This window comes from Adhaeribacter aquaticus DSM 16391, assembly GCF_000473365.1.
In the GTDB taxonomy this organism is placed as follows: domain Bacteria; phylum Bacteroidota; class Bacteroidia; order Cytophagales; family Hymenobacteraceae; genus Adhaeribacter; species Adhaeribacter aquaticus.
This window is the reverse complement of the sequence record NZ_KI421517.1, coordinates 831,431-850,981: the sequence shown is the minus strand read 5'-3', so window position 1 is coordinate 850,981 and position 19,551 is coordinate 831,431. Positions and strand designations below refer to the sequence as shown.

The 19,551-nt window shown below is 38.8% G+C and carries 16 protein-coding genes; 9 read left to right on the top strand and 7 right to left on the bottom strand.

All coding sequences use genetic code 11. From position 1 onward, the window contains the following. Positions 1-135: 135 nt before the first annotated feature. The 3 genes from ADHAQ_RS0105700 (at position 136) to ADHAQ_RS0105690 (ending at position 4,094) form a co-directional block, all read left to right on the top strand. The gene (locus tag ADHAQ_RS0105700; protein WP_026462123.1) at positions 136-831 is read left to right on the top strand and encodes an arylesterase; all 696 of its coding nucleotides are present in this window, start codon (positions 136-138) and stop codon (positions 829-831) included. Between the two features lie 129 nt (positions 832-960). Further along, positions 961-2,112, top strand: a complete 1,152-nt coding sequence (locus ADHAQ_RS24640; RefSeq protein WP_034257137.1) for a ribonuclease D — start codon at positions 961-963, stop codon at positions 2,110-2,112. Between the two features lie 248 nt (positions 2,113-2,360). Beyond that, positions 2,361-4,094, top strand: a complete 1,734-nt coding sequence (locus tag ADHAQ_RS0105690; protein ID WP_026462122.1) for a S41 family peptidase — start codon at positions 2,361-2,363, stop codon at positions 4,092-4,094. A gap of 24 nt (positions 4,095-4,118) precedes the next feature. On the opposite strand, the gene ADHAQ_RS0105685 is transcribed toward ADHAQ_RS0105690, so the two are convergent. Then, complete coding sequence (locus tag ADHAQ_RS0105685; RefSeq protein ID WP_026462121.1) at positions 4,119-5,612, bottom strand: hypothetical protein; 1,494 nt, start codon at positions 5,610-5,612, stop codon at positions 4,119-4,121. 378 nt (positions 5,613-5,990) lie between these two features. On the opposite strand from ADHAQ_RS0105685, the gene ADHAQ_RS0105680 reads away from it, so the two are divergent. The 5 genes from ADHAQ_RS0105680 (at position 5,991) to ADHAQ_RS24630 (ending at position 11,160) form a co-directional block, all read left to right on the top strand. Further along, entirely contained in the window at positions 5,991-6,194 is a 204-nt protein-coding gene (locus ADHAQ_RS0105680) for a hypothetical protein (RefSeq protein ID WP_026462120.1), read from the top strand. A gap of 66 nt (positions 6,195-6,260) precedes the next feature. Further along, the gene (locus tag ADHAQ_RS0105675; protein ID WP_084523755.1) at positions 6,261-7,982 is read left to right on the top strand and encodes an ABC transporter substrate-binding protein; all 1,722 of its coding nucleotides are present in this window, start codon (positions 6,261-6,263) and stop codon (positions 7,980-7,982) included. A 6-nt stretch (positions 7,983-7,988) separates the two neighbouring features. Beyond that, entirely contained in the window at positions 7,989-9,383 is a 1,395-nt protein-coding gene (locus ADHAQ_RS0105670) for an ABC transporter permease (protein ID WP_026462118.1), read from the top strand. 4 nt (positions 9,384-9,387) lie between these two features. Further along, a complete protein-coding gene (locus ADHAQ_RS24635) occupies positions 9,388-10,467 on the top strand; it encodes an ABC transporter permease (protein ID WP_051359733.1) in 1,080 nt (359 codons plus the stop codon). 252 nt (positions 10,468-10,719) lie between these two features. After that, positions 10,720-11,160: a c-type cytochrome gene (locus tag ADHAQ_RS24630; RefSeq protein WP_084523753.1), complete on the top strand. Its 441-nt coding sequence runs from the start codon at positions 10,720-10,722 to the stop codon at positions 11,158-11,160. A gap of 51 nt (positions 11,161-11,211) precedes the next feature. On the opposite strand, the gene ADHAQ_RS0105655 is transcribed toward ADHAQ_RS24630, so the two are convergent. Then, positions 11,212-12,276 carry an oxidoreductase gene (locus ADHAQ_RS0105655; RefSeq protein WP_034256609.1) on the bottom strand — a complete coding sequence of 355 codons (1,065 nt, stop codon included), beginning with the start codon at positions 12,274-12,276 and terminating at the stop codon, positions 11,212-11,214. Positions 12,277-12,595: 319 nt separating this feature from the next. Here ADHAQ_RS0105655 and ADHAQ_RS0105650 point away from each other — a divergent pair, with 319 nt between their 5' ends. Further along, complete coding sequence (locus ADHAQ_RS0105650) at positions 12,596-13,432, top strand: sugar phosphate isomerase/epimerase family protein (protein WP_026462116.1); 837 nt, start codon at positions 12,596-12,598, stop codon at positions 13,430-13,432. Between the two features lie 94 nt (positions 13,433-13,526). Here the strand turns inward: ADHAQ_RS0105650 and ADHAQ_RS0105645 are convergent, their stop codons facing one another. The 5 genes from ADHAQ_RS0105645 to ADHAQ_RS0105625 all read right to left on the bottom strand — a co-directional run bounded on the left by ADHAQ_RS0105645 (position 13,527) and on the right by ADHAQ_RS0105625 (position 19,526). After that, positions 13,527-14,579, bottom strand: coding sequence for a glycerophosphodiester phosphodiesterase (locus ADHAQ_RS0105645; protein ID WP_026462115.1), 1,053 nt, complete (start codon positions 14,577-14,579; stop codon positions 13,527-13,529). A 775-nt stretch (positions 14,580-15,354) separates the two neighbouring features. Beyond that, complete coding sequence (locus ADHAQ_RS0105640) at positions 15,355-15,627, bottom strand: hypothetical protein (protein WP_026462114.1); 273 nt, start codon at positions 15,625-15,627, stop codon at positions 15,355-15,357. 215 nt (positions 15,628-15,842) lie between these two features. Beyond that, entirely contained in the window at positions 15,843-16,232 is a 390-nt protein-coding gene (locus ADHAQ_RS24625) for a VOC family protein (RefSeq protein ID WP_034256607.1), read from the bottom strand. A gap of 128 nt (positions 16,233-16,360) precedes the next feature. Then, complete coding sequence (locus ADHAQ_RS0105630) at positions 16,361-17,230, bottom strand: alpha/beta hydrolase (protein WP_026462113.1); 870 nt, start codon at positions 17,228-17,230, stop codon at positions 16,361-16,363. A gap of 151 nt (positions 17,231-17,381) precedes the next feature. Beyond that, a complete protein-coding gene (locus ADHAQ_RS0105625; protein ID WP_169727983.1) occupies positions 17,382-19,526 on the bottom strand; it encodes a plastocyanin/azurin family copper-binding protein in 2,145 nt (714 codons plus the stop codon). Positions 19,527-19,551: the final 25 nt, after the last annotated feature.

The following is a 19,551-nucleotide window of genomic DNA, read 5'->3' as shown; positions in this document are numbered from 1 at the left end:
ACTTTGTTTGCCTAATATTGACGCATATAGTTATTGAACTAACTGCCAACAGGTAAAAATATTTTAATAACTAAACCTGTAACTGCCTCTTACGGTTTAAACAAAAATATATTTTAATTAAAGAGTTTAAGATTTATGTACAAAAATATTATATGGTTTTGGAGCTTTCTCGTATTAGGGCTGGCCGGCTGTAATTCTGAAAAAGGACCAGCTAAACAAGAAAATAAAGAAGCCGGTAAGGTGGAGCAAGAGGAAGTGGCGCTTAAAAATGAACCTATGCAAACTATTTTATTTTTTGGTAATAGCCTTACAGCCGGGTATGGGTTAGAACCTTCACAAGCATTCCCGGCACTTATTCAGCAGAAAATAGATTCGCTGCAGTTGCCCTATAAAGTTATAAATGCCGGTTTAAGTGGCGAAACAACAGCGGGTGGAAGAAACCGCATCGACTGGCTTTTACGACAAAAAGTAGATGTATTTGTTTTGGAATTAGGAGCTAATGATGGTTTACGGGGTATTCCGGTAAAAGAAACTTCACGTAACCTGCAGATTATTGTAGATAAAGTAAAGGCAAAATACCCGGAAGCCAAACTGGTACTATTGGGAATGGAAATACCGCCTAATATGGGAGGAACCTATGCCGAACAGTTTCGGGTTATATTCAGGCAAATTGCTACTAAAAATAACATGGCTTTTGTGCCATTTTTACTAGAAGGCGTGGGTGGCATGCGGGAATTGAATTTGCCGGATGGTATTCATCCTACGGCAGCCGGCCATAAGATACTTGCCAAGAATGTTTGGGAGGTATTAGAAGATGTCCTTAAAAGCTAAATTTACTACAGCTTCATAAGCTTCTGCTGGTTTTTCTTTTAACTAAATTTATATTTGCTTCTGGTTAGGTATTATTTACCTTTCAGAATAACTTTTTTTATACTTTAAGCAATTCAACTACACGAATTAATGGCAGAGGCACTGGGGCAATTAAATGGATTTCAGGTAAAATATATTGCCACAGATGCAGATTTTAAAAAGGCAGTCCAGAAGTTATCGCATGCTACGGAGCTGGCACTTGATTTAGAGTTTGATGATAACCGGTACACCTATGGGTTAACTTTATGCTTAATCCAGATTGCAGATAAAGAAACTTGTTACCTGATTGATCCTTTTCCATTAAAAACGCTCAAGCCTCTTTGGCAAATCATTGATAATCCTGCCATATTAAAAATTATTCATAGTGCCAGTAACGATATTTTACTGCTTAAGAAATTAGGTTGCCAGCCCCAGAGTATTCTGGATACTGAATTGGCCTCTAAAGTTCTGGATTACGGACGCACCTCTTTTGCCAATATGATGTCTGCTATATTTGAAACAGACATTGATAAAGCGTATCAGGTTAGTAACTGGACAACCCGGCCACTTTCGGAGGACCAATTAATTTATGCGGCCAATGATGTTGTTTACCTGCATGCTCTTAAAGACGTTTTGCTGGAACGTATAACAAAATTAGGTAGAGAAGAGTGGTTAGGAGAAGAGTGTCGGTTGCTGGAGCAAATTGAAATTAGAGATCCGGCTGACCGGTATCTTAAATTAAGAGGGGCTGATCGGTTATCGTATTATGAACAGTTTATTCTGAAATATCTTTTTGAATTTAGGGAAAGTTTAGCCTTGGAATTAAATAAACCGGCAGCTATGGTTATACCTAATGATGTATTAGTAGAGCTTGCTATAAATCCGGTTTCGGAGTTTCGGGAATGGCAAAACACGAAAGGTATTATTGGTAGAATAAAAGACCATCAACATTTTAAGTTAATCCGGGGCATTATTCAGGAAGCACAACAAATAGCCAAAGAAACGGGTGTCTCCTTTAATCGTCCGGTTAGGCCACGGCGCCCGGAGGGTTTAGTAACCAAAGAAGAAGCTGAATCGAGAAAAGCTAAGTTGTTGCCGGTAAGGCAGCGGGTTATTGGCACTTACGGCGAAAATCTGGTAAATCTTATACTACCTTCTAGCCTCGTAAACGAATATGCTGAAGGTAAGCCATTAACCATCCGGAAAAATTATGCCTCCCGTATTGTCGAAGATATTATAGCCGAATTAGGAATTGCATTATAATATTTCTTATTGCTACGAAACATACCTTTTTTTCCTTATATATACTTTCCGCAAGACAAGCTAATTTAAAATTTAAAAGGATATAACCCCAAGCTTCTGCTTAAACAGAAAGCTAAGTGGGTTATGTTAGTCACCACTTTTTCTCAGATTCGATTTTAAAGAAGTACATAGTGGATTTTACTTTTTAATCTCCAACTATTTATATTTATTTTTATATTGCTTATCTTAATTTATTTACCTCGAATGCTATGCACGTAAACAGGAAGACACTTAAACGCTATGGTATAAGTATAGTGCTGGTGTTTGGGTTGCTAACTTCTTTTGGTTTCATAGACAGGTACTTCGAAATAGCAAAAAGTTTAGACACCTTCACTACCCTTTTCCGACACCTTAATAACCATTATGTAAGAGAAGTTAATCCTACGATGCTTATGCGCGAAGGTATTAATGCCATGCTTACTTCTCTTGATCCTTATACCGAATTTATTCCGGAATCAGATATAGAAGATTTTAGAATGAACTATGTGAGTAAGCAGTATGCCGGAATAGGCGCCTCTGTATTCAATAGAGAAGGGAAGGCTATTGTATCAGAAGTTTACGAAGGCTTTGCGGCTCAGAGAGCAGATATACGGGTAGGCGATGAAATAATAGGAATAAATGGCCTTAACATAACGGCTAAAAATAGTGCCTATAGCACAGATTTATTAAAAGGACAAAGTGGTTCCGGAATCAAACTATTGATCAGGCGGGAAGGGGAGAGCCAACCGTTGGCGAAGAAGTTATCACGTGAAGTAATTTCTTTTAAGAATGTTACCTATTTTGGTTTACTAAATGATACAACTGGTTATATCAAGATAGATAAATTTTTAGAAGGAGCAGCCCGGGAAGTAAAGGTAGCTTTGATTACTCTGAAAGAGAAACACCATATACAATCGCTGATCCTGGACTTAAGAGGCAATGGCGGCGGCATTGTGCAGGAGTCGGTAAATATTGTGAATCTATTTGTAGATAAAGGACAGAAAGTAGCTACGCAAAAAGGGCGCTTTAAAGAGCATAACATTACTTATAAAGCTGAATTGTTACCGGTTGATAATCGTATTCCCTTAGTTGTGCTGGTAGATAACAGTAGTGCTTCGGCTTCAGAAATAGTGGCCGGAGCTATACAGGACTTAGATAGAGGAACAATAATCGGGCAGCGAACCTATGGGAAAGGATTGGTGCAGCAAACACTTAACCTGCCTTTTAAAGCCTTATTAAAGCTTACAGTAGCGAAGTATTATACTCCAAGCGGGCGATGCATACAAGCTTTTGATTATTCGCATAAAGATATCGACGGAACAAGCAGTAAAATTTCAGATTCACTGGTGGCCGAATATAAAACAAAGCATGGCCGTTCAGTTTATGATGGGAGTGGTATTTACCCGGATGTTTCCACTCCGGAATTAAATAGTAGTCATGTTGCTGAGTATTTAGCAGAGAATTTATTTGTTTTTGATTTTGCTACCCAATACCGCCAAAGACACCCTGTTTTGAAAGGAGCAAAAGCTTTTAAACTGAGTGATGCAGAGTATGAGACTTTCCTCAAATTTCTGACTTCTAAAAATTATAATTTTGCTACCAAAGAAGAGAAAAAACTACAGGAGCTTAAAAAAGTTATTTTACAGGAAAAAAGTTACGATAATATAAAAGCAGAGTTTGTTGCTTTAGAGCAAAAGCTACAGGAGGCAAAAAATGCCAGCCTGGTGCAGCATAAACAGGAAATAAAAGTTTTACTGGAGTCTGAAATTGTTGCGCGCTATTATTTTCAGACAGGCAGATTAGAAGCGTCCTTTAAAACAGATTTGGCTATAAAAGAAGCAAACCGGGTGCTGCGGGATGCTAGCTTATATGCTACCATTTTAAAAGGGGAAGGCTCATATAAAATTATAGGAAAACCGGTGGCCTATGTAAAAACAGATGTTAATCTGCCGGTTTCAAATTAAGTCTTTCATATTCTACTCAAAGCTTTAATGCGTTTCCAGTTCCATTACCATTTGTAAAATAATTCCCCAAAGATCTTCATAAGGTATTATTTCAATTTCAGCGTAGGCATCACCGGGTATAGGTGTCTCTTTTAACTTCTGTAATAAACCAGCGCCTTTTCTTCGGGCTCCAGCATAATTTAAATCTTCTTTAACTAATAAAGTCAATAATTTAAAAAACAGCAAATTACGCTGGCTTAACTGGTGCGTTAAATGGCGCCCGGCGTATTTTTTTAAGCTTTCTATCCGATATAGTAACGCATCTGTATCCTGCGACTTTAGATAGTACATGTATTGGAGAATTAAAATAGCGACGTTAAAGCCTTGTTTATCCTTGCTATATTCTGGCACTGCTGAAATAAGCTTAAAATAATTGGATTGTTTTAGTACTTGTTCAGATGGATTTACAAAATACAAGTAGGCACCATACAAGGCCCAACGCTCCTGGGCATTGCGACTAATTTTTTTAAATAACCCATTCCGTTGTACATCCGCATATAGTTTGGCTGCCAAATCAAATTTGCCAGCATGCATGGCCATAAGGTAGTAGTTTTCCATAAAGGCAAACCAGTTATTTGTGGTTCTGTCAAAAGCAGATAAATAATTCTCAGCAGCAGCTAATCCCTTTGTATATTCTTTTACCCTTAAGTAGGCAAATACATTCATGTATTTGTTAAAACGATCATCAAAGCGTTTAACATTAATTTTTGACTGCTGTAACAATTCTTCAGAAGCATTAGTTAATTTTAATATGGAAGCAAAATCACCAATTAATTCCTGATAAATAATAGAAAGGGTATAATATTGGTTAAAAATGTTGATAGAATTTGTTTTATGCCAAAGTTCTTCTATTCTATTTAACGCCACTTTAAGCTTAGGTAAGTGATTTTTCTTGGCAGAAACAGATTTATTAACTTCCAACCTAGAAGTTAAGTAAAGATCCTGTGCTTCTTGTTCTAGGTTAGCTAATTCGCGGTGGATTTTTAGACTTTCTTTTGCAGCATAAAATTCCTTTATAGATGTTGTTGCAGAATAAATTAGTAGTAAATATTCAAAACTATTAATAATTAAATGAGTAAATTCAGCTTCAGTGGCAATTTTAAGGGCAGACAATAATAATTTATGGGAGGTTTTATACTCTCCTTCATTTATCAGCGTTTTTGCCTGGTAAAGTAATGTTAAACATTCTTGTTCATAACGGTGAGCTATTTTTACTTTATTATCTGATAAATCGAGAAAAAATAAATGGTTTAATAGCTTCTTGCGTAACCGGGATTTAAGCATTTTTATCCTGGGATCGTCAGCACCGCAATTGTACATTAGTTTGGCAGCCTGTTCATCATCTTTACAAGCGCCACCTTTTATACATAAAAATAATTTTGCTTCCTTGCCTAGACTTTTGCCTTTAAGGTCTAGTAAAGGAGCGTTTTTAGGATGTTTATTTGTTACAATCCTAACTAATTTTTGCAAGTCTTCCATTCCTCAAATAGCCCCAGTTTTACTTTTTAAGCAGATTTAATAGTTAAAACTAAACAAAATACATAAGAAAAGTACATGTTACGTTTTGCCTAATTATTTACTTTTCTTTTAAAAGGCTTTTTTTCACTTTTGTAAGGTAGTAAAATATCTTAAATGTTACAAAAACCAATAGTTAACAGAATATATAATTTTTGATTATTTAATTATTTAATATTTAGGTACTTTTTTAATATTCCTGGTTAGATTTTTTATAAGCTAACTTAGGAATGTTATTGTTATTTTTTTAGGCACTTTTTCCTTTTTTGGTTGCGTTTCTTATGCCAACTTTGTCTTAATAAAACGCAGAAAATAAGTCATTAACCATAAAAGATAAAGGCCATGTTCCAGTTATTCTTCACTACTCTTTTAAACCTTTCTTTTTTCGTAAATTCTCAAAATGCAGTAGTGCCAAACAAAATTGCATCTTCTCGTGCAAGCTTTACTAAAGTTGCTCCAATTCGGAATACACAAGTATTAAATCTTAGCTCTTCTGCACCTACAGATAGCCGTGGTGGTGCTGGTTCTTGGGATGACAATAATTAATTGTTGCTCTTCGGGGAATAGTTAATTAAAAAAATCGTGCTTACTTTGTTTATTTAAAATGTAAGCATGAGCAAGTACCCTAAGCTCCTATTCTTGATATTTGGGTTGTTGCTGGCCTGCAAAAAGCCAGCGAATACAAACCAGGTTCAAATTAGAATCTCTCAGGATCCGGAAAACTTAAGTACAGTAAATTATAATAATGCAGCCGCCCTGCAAATTTTAAATTTACTCTTCCAGAGTTTAATGATGGCTGATTTGGCTGATGGTCAGGTAAAGCCTGCCTTAGCCACAGGTAAGCCCATAATCACTAAGGAAGGGAATAAAGTTAAACTTACTTTCCAAATCAGGGAAGAAGCCGTTTGGAGTGACCAAAAGCCAGTTACAGGGGCAGATGTCGCATTAACCCTGAAGGTGCTAAATTGCCCTTTGGTGCAAAATGAGCGACAAAAGTTAGCTTTTGAATTTATTACAGATATACAGCTCAGTGCCAGTGATGCAAAGGAATTTACTTTGATTACAGACGAGCTGACACCAGAGAATGAGTTTTTAGCAGGTGATTTTTTTATACTGCCAGCACATCTGGTAGACCCAAAAAATATATTAAAGCAGTTTTCTTTAAGCGATATTCAAAAGAAAGCTGAACATATAAGTAATAACCCTAAGATACAGGAATTTGCCCAATGGTTTAATAGCGACCAGTTTACCAGGAACAAAGCGTTCTTAAAAGGTAGCGGGGGTTATGAAATAGAGGAATGGCAAACCGGTCAGTTTGTACGACTTAGGAAAAAAAGTAACTGGTGGGGCGAAAAAATAAATCAAAACCACCAACATATAACCGCCCAGCCCGAAAGGATTATTTTTCAGGTAGTACCAGATAATGGCACTGCAATTCTTGCTCTCAGAAACCAGCAATTAGATGTCTTTTCTGGCATTCCAGTCAATGCCTTTCAACAACTTCAGGCAGATCAAAATTTTAAACAATCCTATAATCTTTTTACGCCTGCAACCTACGAATTTACTTACCTGGGCATTAATAGCCGTTTACCAAAGTTTGCAGATGCGGCTACCCGTCAGGCCTTAGCACATCTTTTAGACGTTAAAAAGATAATCCAAGCTACACAAAAGGGGTACGCCATTCAAACTGTTGGCCCGGTCATCCCCACCGATAAACAATTTTATAATTCCCAAATTCAGCCTTACGCTTATAGCTTACAGGAAGTAATGCGTTTGCTGCAAGTAGCGGGGTGGGTAAAACTTCCTGATAGGTGGCAGAAAAATATCAACGGCAAAGCAGAGGTTCTTACTATTAACCTGAACTACAAGGCCGGTAATACTGAATTTGAAAACATTGCACTGATCTTTCAGCAGGAGGCGGCTAAAATAAATATCCCAATTACCATTCAGCCGCTGGAAGGCTTACTGTTAACAAAAAATTTAAAAGACCATTCCTTCGAGGTTTTTATCCGATACCTTTCTGGTAATCCGTTTGTTTATAATTTTAAGCCTATCTTTCATACCCAAAGCGCAGCAGAAGGAGGGGGCAACTATACCGGATTTGGTACGCCAGAAAGTGATAGGCTGATAGGTGAAATTAATGATGCCCAAGATAACCAAACAAAAGTTAATGCGCTGAAACGCCTGCAAGAGATTTTACACGAACAAAGTGCCCTTATTTTCCTGTACTTTAACACCGATCGGTTAGCTATACATAAAAGGTTTACCAATTTAAAAGTATCGGCTATTAAACCTGGCTATGATGTAAGCTCATTTACGCTTAAAGAAGATTAACTTTTTATGTGGGCTTACTTTGGTAAAAGATTATTGCTGGCTGCACCAACTATTTGGGTAATTGGTTCTGTAATTTTTGTTTTAAGTAAAGTTGTGCCAGGTAATTATAAAGATTTACTACAGCAAACAGAAGGAACAATTTCAACAGGTAACCAGGTAATACAAAGTCACGCTGATTACTTGCAATCTTTAAAAACAACTGGTGCAGATAAACCTCTATTTTATTTTTCTATATATTCTAAAGCAGAACCTGATACGTTAGCTAAGGTATTTCCAGTGCGGCATCAGGTGTTTTTGCAGAAGTTAATTTACCAATATGGTAATTGGCCCGCCATAGCAGCTTATTATAAAAGTTTACTAAAATGGGAGCAGCAGGTATTGGGTACAAATGTTCTCCTTCTTCAAAAGCAAACCCAGGTCTTATTCACTGAAACAGATCCTCAAAAAATTACCCAACTACTAAATAAAATAGAAAAGCGGCAGATGCAAGCTCCTGGCTCTCTTATTTTAAGAACACACTATCTGCTGGTCAGGAACAATTTTGCAAGGTTAGAACAGGAGGCGCAGCCAATTAACAATTTAATTCCGGTAATTAAGTGGCATGGTTCAGAAAACCAATACAACAGCTGGCTGGGAAATTTTGTTAGAGGAGAATTAGGCAATTCATACCGGGACGGGCAGCCGGTTACCAAAATAATATGCCGTGCTATTAGCAACACCTTAATTTTATTGCTAGGATGCCTGCTTCTGATTTTTGCTTTAGCGGTAGAACTAAGTTTAGTCTTAACCAGAAATAAAAAGTCGCGGTGGCAGGCTTGCGTTTTATCTTTTTTATATGTGTTAGATAGTATTCCACTTTTCATTGTGGCTTTCCTGCTTTTAATTTTTTTAGCCGGTTCTGGATACCTGCATATATTTCCATTATTTGGGTTAAGTTCAGGTATGGGAGCTGCCCAAGGTTGGTGGGGTAAATTTTTGGAGCAGGTACCGCACCTGGTGTTGCCAGGCATTTGTTTAATCTTAGCTGGCCTGCCCTATGTTACTGTTCAGCTTTACCAAAAACTACAGGAAGTAATGCAGGCCGAATTCATTACCACCGCCCGAGCCAAAGGCTTGCCTAATAATTTGGTATTACGCAGACACGTTTTCAGAAATGCTTTACTACCCTTAATTACTTTATTTACCGGATACTTGCCCAGTTTAATTAGTGGAGCTTTGGTTATAGAAGTAATATTTGCCATACCCGGTACGGGGCGATTGTTAGCAGAATCGGTTTTAGCACGTGATTACCCGGTTGTGCTTGGGTTGGTACTATTTGCGGCCACATTAAAAGTTGGCTCCCATTTATTAACCGATTTCCTTTATTTTTCAGCTGATCCCCGAACCAGGATAAAACCTTAAAGTATTGCCTTCTCCATTAATAAATAAATTTTTAATCCCTAACTGGCAAAGCAAATTGGCCTTGCTTTATTTAAGCCTGTTTGCCCTTTTTGCAATAGGCGCTAACTGGCTGCCGCTAAACTTTTCACCCAACGATATAGATTTAGATCGGGTTTACCAACCGCCTTTTCAATGGGAATCAACAAATCCACTTAATAAGGTTCATTGGCTTGGTACAGATCAATTAGGGCGCGATTTATTAGCTAATATTGTGTTTGGTGCCCGAACAGCCATGTTAGTAAGTGTGCCTGCTATGGTATTAGCCACCTTAGTTGGAGTTTTTTTTGGTGGGGTGGCAGGGTACTTTGGCGACCAGGAGTTTAAGCTTTCCATCGCCTTTTTCCCGTCAGTAATAATTGCTTTAGGCGTATATTTATATTTTGGTTTTTGTATAATAGGTTGGCTTGCCTTTTATACACAAGCTGATTTATTTGTTTTGCATATACTTGCTGGATTATTTTCGTTAATCCTTTACTTCCTGCTGCTAAAACTCTTCTTATTTATACACGCTTTTCAAAAACGTATTTTTCTGCCAGTAGATACCTTGGTGATGAAAACAGTTGAGCTGGTACAAAGCGTGCCCCGGTTGCTTTTGGTATTATGCTTAGCGGCTTTTGTAACTCCATCCTTAGGGAATATAGTATTGCTGTCGGCCCTAACTTATTGGCCAGCTATAGCTAGGCTGATGCGGGGCGAGATGATAAAAATTAAAGCCTTGCCTTACATAGAAGCAGCAAAATCACTGGGTTTTTCTAACCGCAGAATTTTAGTAAAACATGCATTTCCGAATGTGCTTACGCCCATTGTAGTTGCCTTTACCTTTGGTCTCATAAACTTAATTGGCTTAGAGGCTACGCTTTCTTTCCTGGGAATAGGCATTCCGGCAGATGTACCCAGTTGGGGTCGGGCTATTGTTGGTGTCCGGATGAACTTTATGGCATGGTGGTTGGTGTTTTTTCCTGGAATGGTATTATGTGTAACAGTTTTAGCTCTACAAAAAAGCAGTCATTATTTACTGCACCTGTTAAATCCCAGGTCAGAATAATTTATTACAAGTTTTGCCTAAAGGGTTAAGCACTTAGTTTTGAATAGGTAATAGTTTAAGGTAGGCTAATAATATTAAAAGTTTATTTGTATTTTAGCAGAATCTTAATTAATTCTGCACCCGAAAAATAAATAAGGCACAATTCTTGGTTTATTTTCGTTGCAAAGGTTTAGCCAGCTTACCAAGTGATATTTAGTAAGTAAACCAGAAGCAGAAAAAATATTTTTAATTTAGTAAACATCAAACAAATCAATGAGAAGGAGTTTCACAAATTGTTTTAAGGCAGCTGGTGTGATGGCGATTGTATTAGGGTCGTTTGCTTTTACCAGTAAGTCTGAAAATGTGGCTGTGGTTGAGCCAAGCCAGGCATCCGGTGCCTTAAAAGGTAAAGCATTAATGGAGAAAAGCGATTGTATGGCTTGCCATACTTTGGATACTAAAATTGTAGGCCCTGCTTTTAAAGAAATTGCTCAGAAATACAAAGGTGATAAAAATGCCTTAGCTATGCTGACTGACAAAGTTATTCAAGGTGGCGCTGGTAACTGGGGCGAGATTCCAATGTCTCCGCACCCACAACTTTCTAAAGCCGATGCTTCTGAAATGGTAAAATACATTCTTTCTTTAGCGCCTACTGCTGCTCCGGCCAAGCCTGCTGCTAAACCAGGTGCGAAGCCAGCTGCTAAAAAAAGCTAATTACCCAAAATAATCATTAATAAGAGGGCCGAAAATATCGGCCCTTTTATTTTACTTGATAGTAACAGTTCGTCTTTCTGCGTTGCTTTGCAGGGCCGCCTCAATGATCTGGATTCCTAATAAGGATTGCTCTGGCTTAACCTGTAGTTCTTTGTCTTCCCGTATAGCCTCATAAATATTATCATAATATAACCGGTAGTTTCCGGGCAAGGTTTCTATTCTGGTTTTTACATGTAAGCCATCTAACTGCGTATTTAAATGCCCCCAGGTTTCTTCTGTTTCCATGCCCCAGTTGGCTGAGGTTGGTAAAACACCAACTTTCAAATTCTCCTCCTGTGGGTCTAAACCATATTTTAAGAAAGATCCTTCTGTGCCATGTAAAATGTAACGAGGCCCTTGTTCCCGAACTAAATAGCTTGATTTTAACGTAACTCTTAATCCTAAATAATGTAAAGTCAGGTGGTAGTAATCATCTACCTGGCCACCTTCGCGTTGGATACCAATCTCGGCCGTAATGGCATTTGGTTTGCCAAATAATACCAGGGCCTGATCAATCATATGGGATCCTAGGTTATATAAAATGCCAGTGCCAGGAGCTGCTGCTTCTTTCCAGGTATTTGGTTCAATATAGTTGCGGTAGCGGTCATAGTGAGCTTCATAATCTACCAGTTTACCCAATAACTCATTCTGAACCACTTGCTGTACTGTCATGAAATCACCATCCCAACGGCGGTTCTGGTAAACACTCAATAATCTGTTATTGGCTTTAGCTACTTCAATAAGCGTTTGAGCCTCCTCGCTGGTAACGGTAAAAGGTTTTTCTACTATTACATGTTTGCCGGCTTCCAAAGCCTGGCGGGTCATAGATAGGTGGAGCGAATTGGGTACATTTACTATGATAAGCTCCAGTGATTCATCTTGTAACAGCTCCTCATAACTTCTTACTATGGTTGCATCCGGGTAGCGTTCCTGAGCTGTATTACCAGACCGCTGAACAATTTTTCTAAGTTTAAACTTGGGGTTACTCGAAATAAAAGGGGCATGAAAAACCATACCAGACATACCATAAGAGGCTATACCTACCGTTATGGGCTGAAAAGAAGAAGTTGATGTCATTTGTTTTTATTAATAAATTTTGTGGCGGTTTGTTTTCCTAATTTATAAACATCTTTCAATAAGCTCTACTGAGGACTATTTCCTGTAAAAACAGACAAATTTTGTTAAAATATTTAATAATTCTTTGGTCCGGAAGTGCTAGCTAAAAATAGGTTAAGTTTTTGCTATTGTTTTATAAATAGTATCAGGAAATAACTATTTGGTCCTTAGCAAAGAAAGCTATTGCCGGAACAATAAATGCAGAATGAACCATATTAATTTAATATTTTTACAAACTTAATTTTATTCCAAGCCATTAGAAATTCTTAAAACTACTCATATGACATCCAGAAGAGTCTTCTTAAAAACCTCGGGCGCTTTTGCTTTAGGAACCTTGTTATTGCCTACTATTAGTGAGGCAGCAAAAGTAAAAAACGTAGGTATTCAGTTATATACAGTGCGTAAAGAAATGCTGGCCGATGCCAGAGGAACATTAAAGGCTTTAGCCAAAATGGGCTATAAAGAAATTGAGTCGGCCCGGAGCGAAAAAGGCCACTACTATGGTTTTACGGGTGCAGAGATGAAGAAAGTAACGAAAGATTTAGGTCTTATTTTACGCAGTGGCCACGTACACGTAAATGAGAACTGGCAAAAAACTGTAGATGAAGCGGCTGAAGCCGGGCAAACCTACTTAATTTGCTCTTCGCTGCCGAGCCGGGGACAAACTATAAGTAATTACCAGCAAGTAGCTGAAACTTTTAATAAAGCTGCGGAGGCTTGTAAAAAGGCAAATTTAATTTTTGGGTACCATAACCACGAGTACGAATTTGATAAAGTTGATGGGAAAATATTATATGATATTTTATTGGATGAAACCGATCCGGACTTAGTGAAAATGGAAATGGATTTAGGTTGGGCTATTGTAACAGGTAATGACCCGATGCGGTATTTCCAGAAATATCCAAACCGTTTTCCGCTGTGGCACCTGAAAGACATGAAAAAGGAAAAAGAAGAGAGCACTGAATTTGGCAATGGCCGGATTAATTTTGTGGAGCTATTCCAGGCGGCTAAGAAATCAGGTATGAAACACTTCTTTGTAGAACAGGAAGAATATGCTGGCGACCCGATGGATAGCGTAAAACATAATATTAATTACCTGAAGAAGTTGAATTATTAATCCTATCAAAACAGGTAAATTAAAAAGCAGGCCTCAGGAGCCTGCTTTTTATTTTACCTGTTTTATTTTTGCTGAGTTTGAAAGTAACAGCTTATTACTTAGCTGAAATTAAATTTAACAGAAGCTCCGGTTCGTTAGTTGTAATAAAATCCACATTTTCTTTCAGAAGGTTTTCCATAACGGGTTGGTCATTAACCGTCCAGACGTTTACTGTTAGTTTTCTTTGCTGCGCATCCTTAATCCAGTCCGGGTTTTTCTGTAATATGCTAAAATGGTAATCCAGCCCAAATAAGTTTTGCTGGGCCAATTCTGCCGGCACTTTATCTCCTTTCAAGTAAGCTACTTTTGCGTAGGGTGCAATCTTCATTATTTCTTTGCAGACCTCATAATCAAAACTAATGTAATCCACCCACGCTTGCGCCTGCAGGTCTTCAACCATTTTTACAGCTTTGTGCGCTACAGCAATAGAGCTTTCTTTTCCCAGTTCTGACGGTTTTAACTCCAGAATAAGCTTTGTTTTATTTTGACCGGTGCCAGTCTTTAAATAACTCTCCAGCGTTGGTAAAGCCTCTCCGTTACCTAATTTAACTGCAGCTAAAACATTGGAAGTAGATTTAGCAATTGACACATCCTGAATATGCGGATCATGATTAATATATAATACCGAATCGGCAGACATGTGGACATCAAATTCGCTCCCTTCGCAACCTAAATCAATGGCGTGTTTCAGGGCCGCAATAGAGTTTTCGGTAGCGCCAGTATTTTTCCAGGCTCCCCGATGCGCAACAACTTTATTCCGGATAAACTGATCCCTTACAATTCTGAAGTTGTTTTTTAGGTCGCCGTCAGTGGTTTTAACGGTAAGGACTACATCTACCCAATTTAAACCAGGAGTAATGGCTTCTTTCCTTAAGGTGAGTTTATTGTCTTTACTTACCCGGAACACTTTGGCATGCTTGCCGCCAATACTTACTCCTTTTATGGGCGTATTTTTGGCTGACTTTATTTTAATATAACCTACATCAGGTTGCTTATCCGAAAAAGTATAGTTGGTGAGGTAAACAGATGGTCCCTCGTTACTTTGGCCGAAACCATTCAGGATTGACAAGGTCATTTGAAACAAAACAAGTATTAATACTTTTCTCATTACTTACTTTAGGTTGCGTGTGATTTAAAAAATTAAAATATTTTATAAATAAAAAGGTAAGCACATTAGATTGAACAAATGCATTTATCCTGTAGTGTTTTAGTTTAGAATAAGTAACGTACGCCTTACTGAATCTGCTTAGGCTTGCTGGAAGAATAATATACCTGCATTCGGGTTTACATGCTGTCCAGAGGGTGTAGTATGAAAATAAACTACTTGTTAGCTTTAGTAGTGGATATAAAACCAATAAATCGTTTTTGATATTTATAATCGCCCGATAATTAAATCTTTGCCTCATCCACTTCAACCTCTAAAATAAATGCCTGTGTTGTTTAAACCTGAAGCGCAATGGCCGGCAAATAGCATAAGAATGATAGTATTAACTTTACCATAAAATTTTTCATGGTTGGTGCTTTTCTACCGGCGAAATTAAAAACTTGATATTATCTGGAAATTAGCACTGAGTTAATAAATGATTAATTAAATTTTGACATTAGGAGTAGCTTTTAGACTATAAACGAAATGATTTGAATCCACTTTCTGATTAGTAAAGTAATTATAGCCTGAAGGAAGGATAGCGGAGGGTAAACAACATCGTTAGTGAAAATAGGTAAAATTTTAGAGAAAGGAGGGTAAGGCTAATTATTCATGCCTATAGTACTTGCATTGTATAATTACTTCTGCCATAGTAAGTAAAAGTATCTCTTTGCTTTGCGGAGATCCACCATATAACAGAAAAGCAGGTTTAACTAACCTGCTTTTCCGGGTAGAAACATTATTCTTTTTCTTTCTCTGGTCCGTCGCCTTCAAAGCCCCCAACCAAATGAGAACCTTCCATGCCGCCGGTATTGCCGCCACCCAGACCACCTGCTTTAGCTGCGTTTCCTGCATTTCCGGCGCCACTGCCTGGTCCGGCATCATTATCGCCGGTTTCTTCACTACCCTTCAAAGGATGTTTAGTTTCGTCATCCGGATAAACCCGGTTACCAGATTCATAACCGCCGCCACCACCAGAACTATTGCTTAAATAAAATTTATTTCTTTTCATCGGTCCTCTGTTTTAAAGATTGTTTCTGTTCTTACGGATAGGACCTATTAATATGTTTAGTTTTAGCCGCTATTTTGAATAATTCGAGCTAAATGATTTTCATATTTAATTTCAAGAAAAAGAGGTGCTGTGAATGTTGAAAAAGCAATTACTTTATATAAAAATCTACAAAAATAGTAATGGGAAGAAAATAGCTTTCCCATAATATAAAATGGTTATAATTTAGCCGATAAACTGTTCTTATCAGACTGGAAATGGCCGTTTTCTATTATACCAATGGTGTTGCCAAAAGGATCTTTTACCATACCTACGTAAATACTCTGGCCTACTTCCTGTACTTCTTTAAATATAGTAGCCCCTTTTTCCAATAAGCTTTTAAAAGCAGCATCCGCATTTTGTACTGCCCAATATGCTTCTACATTACTTCCGGGCTGCACCGCTGTCATATCCGGATCAAGACCTAATTCATAACCATTTATATTAAAACCAACATAAAATGGTTCATCAAAATACGGTAGTACTCCAAAAGCAGCACTATACCAGGCTTTGGCTTTTGCTAAATCAGGTACATGATAAATAACTGTCCGGAGGCCTTGTGATAGCATAGCGGTAAATTTTGTTGTTTTTGTTTTATGGTCCCTGATTAATTTATGATAGAATCTGGTCAAAGATGAATAGTTCTAAAAGAAACCGATACCTATATATCTCTTGTAAATTCTTGATAATTTATTTGTTACTTAACGGAAGCAGTAGAAAAAGTGCCATTTTCCTGAAAAGTTCTCTGGAAGAATAGCATGTGGTAGGGCAGGGACTCGCTCCAATAAGGCCAGGTATGGGCTCCCGGGCGCTCTAGGTATTCATGCGGAATTTTCCCATACAACAGCCGACGATGCAGCTCCCGATTACTGTCAATCAGGAAATCTTCTGTTCCACATTCGATCAGCATTTTTACATTATTGTTTCGCATTTTATCAACCATAAATACTACTGAATGTTCCTGGTATAAAGCTGCGTTTGCTTCGCGTGAGCCCAGGATAGCGGAAAAGTGGGGTTCTGTATCTTTAGATACTATATCAGAAATATCTACGGCTCCGCTCATGCTGGTGGCCGCACAGTACAGTTCCGGGTGGTGGGTCGCTAAATACAAAGCACCGTGTCCGCCCATGCTTAAGCCTGAAATAACCCGGCCGTTCCGGTTGCGGATGGTCCGGTAGCTGCCATCAATTTTAGTAATAAGTTCTTTTGTAAAGAAAGTCTCAAACTGGCTTTCCTGGTTTATGGGACTATCCATGTACCAGCTGGCATAACCGCCATCAGGTGTTACAATTATTATATTATATTGATCGGCTAGTTTGCGGAGCTGTTGTTTGTCGGTTGTTTTAGTAAGCCATGACCGAAAGGTGCCGCTAAAACCATGCATTAAATAAAGAACCGGATAGTTAGTTTTGGATTTGGTGTAGGATTGTGGAATAACTATGCCCGCTTTAATACTTTTATGCATGCTGGGACTTTCAATAGTTAATGTATCAATGGTAGCTGAAAAAGATTGCTGGCTAAGGCAGGTAAGAGCCAAAAGTAAAAGAAAGGAGTAAAGTGCTTGCATTTGACAGGTAAATAATTGTTTTGGCTTTAAATATAGGAATTATTTGTCCTTGTATACGATGCAACAGAAATAGAATTTCCTGTAAAAAATTAGCCTCCGGCAGAATGATTAATTTCCACCGGAGGCTAATTCTAATTTGAAGTTTTGATAGTTACTTCACTACTTTCATAGTGCCCTGCATTACATAAAAGTGACCTGGCACCGAACATTCATAAGTATAATTGCCTGGTTTTTCCGGAGCTATAAAATAAATCGTTTCGGTAGTATTAGGTTGTAACAGGCTGGTATGATACAATACTTTATCCGTGCTCGGAATATAATCTTTTTGTTGTCCTTCCAATCCTAACTTCATAGCTAATGTACCCACTTCAATGGCCGTGCCTGGTAAAACTACTACAAAGTTGTGCAACATATCGTCGTCGTTCATAAATACAACTTTTATTTTGCTGCCGGCTTTTACCTGAAATTGAGCCGGATCAAACTTTAAGCCAGGTTTGGTGCCCATGTTAATAGTAAAATCAGCATCTCCATTCCAGGTGGCTGGCATTTCAGTCTGGCGTTTCGCCGTCTTAGGGGCCGCAGCAGTAGTAGCTGTTTTTGTTGTGGCTGCTGGTTTGGCTGCCGCTGGTGTTGCTGCTGTTTTTGCCTTTTTAGTACCAGCCATCATGGCGGCATGATTGTGCGCCGGGGCTGCACTGGCAATGTTCAATTTAGCTCCTTGCGGTATATTATTTAAGGTATAATAACCAACATTGTGCAGTAAAGGCCGGCCACTCGCTGCCCGTACGCCATCGGTGTTAATCTCGTGGATATACCCCTGGCGTAAGGCATCTACTACCAACCGGGCTTTCATGCCATCTTCAGACACCACTATACCCCGGATTGGGCAAGGAGCATTGTTGATAACCGGGCTACCGTAAGTAGCATGATACTTATAGTTAAAACCCGTTACTTTATAAGATGCCGGATCGGAGGCTGTTTTCCGGTCAACCGGTTCAGTAAATTCAATTTCGAAACCATCTGGCATAGCATGAATGGTTTTCATTTCGAATGGGGTACGACCAGTCCAGACAACGCGTTGTAAACTGAATAATTCTTTACCGGTAGATGACCATCCCCGGCTGGTCATACCTACAAACATTGACGCATCGTTGCCCCATACCATTCGCAAAATACCAGACGAGAAGCCTTCGCGGAATGGGAACACCACACCCTGGTACTCACCATTAACTTTCTCCAGGTCTACCCGCATCAGTTTGCTCTGGCCCTGGTCACCGATAAATAATTGGTTGGCAAAGGGGCCAAATTTACCACTGGTATTATCGTTCAGTAAACCAGAAGTTGAAATACCTAAAATACCGTGCGGCAACCAAATAGCTGGTGGTTTTAATTCTTTAAACCGTTTAGAAACATCAAACAATGGCTCTCCAGTGTTAGGTACATCCTGTGGTTTAATTTTTAGAGGAGAACCTGGTAAATCAGTCCATTTTAAGCTTTCAGCATTGCCTAGGAAATCACCTTTTTCTACGTGCGAAATCCGACCGGAACCAACCCAGTCGCCTTGATTTTCGGTGTAGAAGAAATCACCGGCGGAGTTAAAGCCGTAACCCGCTGGTGATCGCATACCAGCAGCATGCGGAATCATTTGGCCGTCCGGGGTGATCTCTAACGTCCAGCCCCGCCACGGCGCTAAACTTACTCCATGGCCTAAGCTGTTGCTCCAGCCAAGGTTTAAAGTAACCAGCATATTACCGTTCGGCAGGAAAGTTGGGCCATAAGAATATTCGTGGTAATTACCGGTTAATGGCCAGGAATAAATTTTATCATAAGAATCAGCAATACCATCGCCATCCATATCGCGCAGGCGGGTAAGCTCGCTCCGCTGAGTTACATAAATATCACCGTCTTTATAAGCTAACCCTAATGGTTCGTGTAAACCGGTGGCAAACTTCTTAAAGGTTGGCCGGTCTGTGCCGGAAATATTTGGGTTTGATACCAGCCAAACTTCACCCCGGCGGGTACAGATAGCTAAACTACCATCAGGTAAAGTAGTCATACCGCCAACTTCCAGAATAATATTTTCCGGAACTGGTAAAGAAATCAGCCGGTAAAAATCGTCTTCTTTTTCGGGTAGTGCTTCGGGCTTGGATAATCCTTTAGGGGCAGGAGCAGGTTGCTTGCTGCCGCTGGCCGGCGTTTTGGCCTGCGCCCAAACAGCTGTATTATTTGAGAATAAAATACCGGCAGCTACTAGGGCTGCTTTGGCTATATTGTTAATTGTATTTTTAACTTTCATGATGTTGTACTTCCAATAATTTCTC

Coding starts and splice junctions, on each gene's coding strand:
- ADHAQ_RS0105690 (WP_026462122.1), top strand. CDS start 2,361: ATGCACGTAAACAGGAAGACACTTAAACGCTATGGTATAAGTATAGTG.
- ADHAQ_RS0105640 (WP_026462114.1), bottom strand. CDS start 15,627: ATGAAAAGAAATAAATTTTATTTAAGCAATAGTTCTGGTGGTGGCGGC.
- ADHAQ_RS0105675 (WP_084523755.1), top strand. CDS start 6,261: ATGAGCAAGTACCCTAAGCTCCTATTCTTGATATTTGGGTTGTTGCTG.
- ADHAQ_RS0105645 (WP_026462115.1), bottom strand. CDS start 14,579: ATGAGAAAAGTATTAATACTTGTTTTGTTTCAAATGACCTTGTCAATC.
- ADHAQ_RS0105650 (WP_026462116.1), top strand. CDS start 12,596: ATGACATCCAGAAGAGTCTTCTTAAAAACCTCGGGCGCTTTTGCTTTA.
- ADHAQ_RS24640 (WP_034257137.1), top strand. CDS start 961: ATGGCAGAGGCACTGGGGCAATTAAATGGATTTCAGGTAAAATATATT.
- ADHAQ_RS0105670 (WP_026462118.1), top strand. CDS start 7,989: ATGTGGGCTTACTTTGGTAAAAGATTATTGCTGGCTGCACCAACTATT.
- ADHAQ_RS0105625 (WP_169727983.1), bottom strand. CDS start 19,526: ATGAAAGTTAAAAATACAATTAACAATATAGCCAAAGCAGCCCTAGTA.
- ADHAQ_RS0105630 (WP_026462113.1), bottom strand. CDS start 17,230: ATGCAAGCACTTTACTCCTTTCTTTTACTTTTGGCTCTTACCTGCCTT.
- ADHAQ_RS0105655 (WP_034256609.1), bottom strand. CDS start 12,276: ATGACATCAACTTCTTCTTTTCAGCCCATAACGGTAGGTATAGCCTCT.
- ADHAQ_RS24630 (WP_084523753.1), top strand. CDS start 10,720: ATGAGAAGGAGTTTCACAAATTGTTTTAAGGCAGCTGGTGTGATGGCG.
- ADHAQ_RS0105700 (WP_026462123.1), top strand. CDS start 136: ATGTACAAAAATATTATATGGTTTTGGAGCTTTCTCGTATTAGGGCTG.
- ADHAQ_RS0105680 (WP_026462120.1), top strand. CDS start 5,991: ATGTTCCAGTTATTCTTCACTACTCTTTTAAACCTTTCTTTTTTCGTA.
- ADHAQ_RS0105685 (WP_026462121.1), bottom strand. CDS start 5,612: ATGGAAGACTTGCAAAAATTAGTTAGGATTGTAACAAATAAACATCCT.
- ADHAQ_RS24625 (WP_034256607.1), bottom strand. CDS start 16,232: ATGCTATCACAAGGCCTCCGGACAGTTATTTATCATGTACCTGATTTA.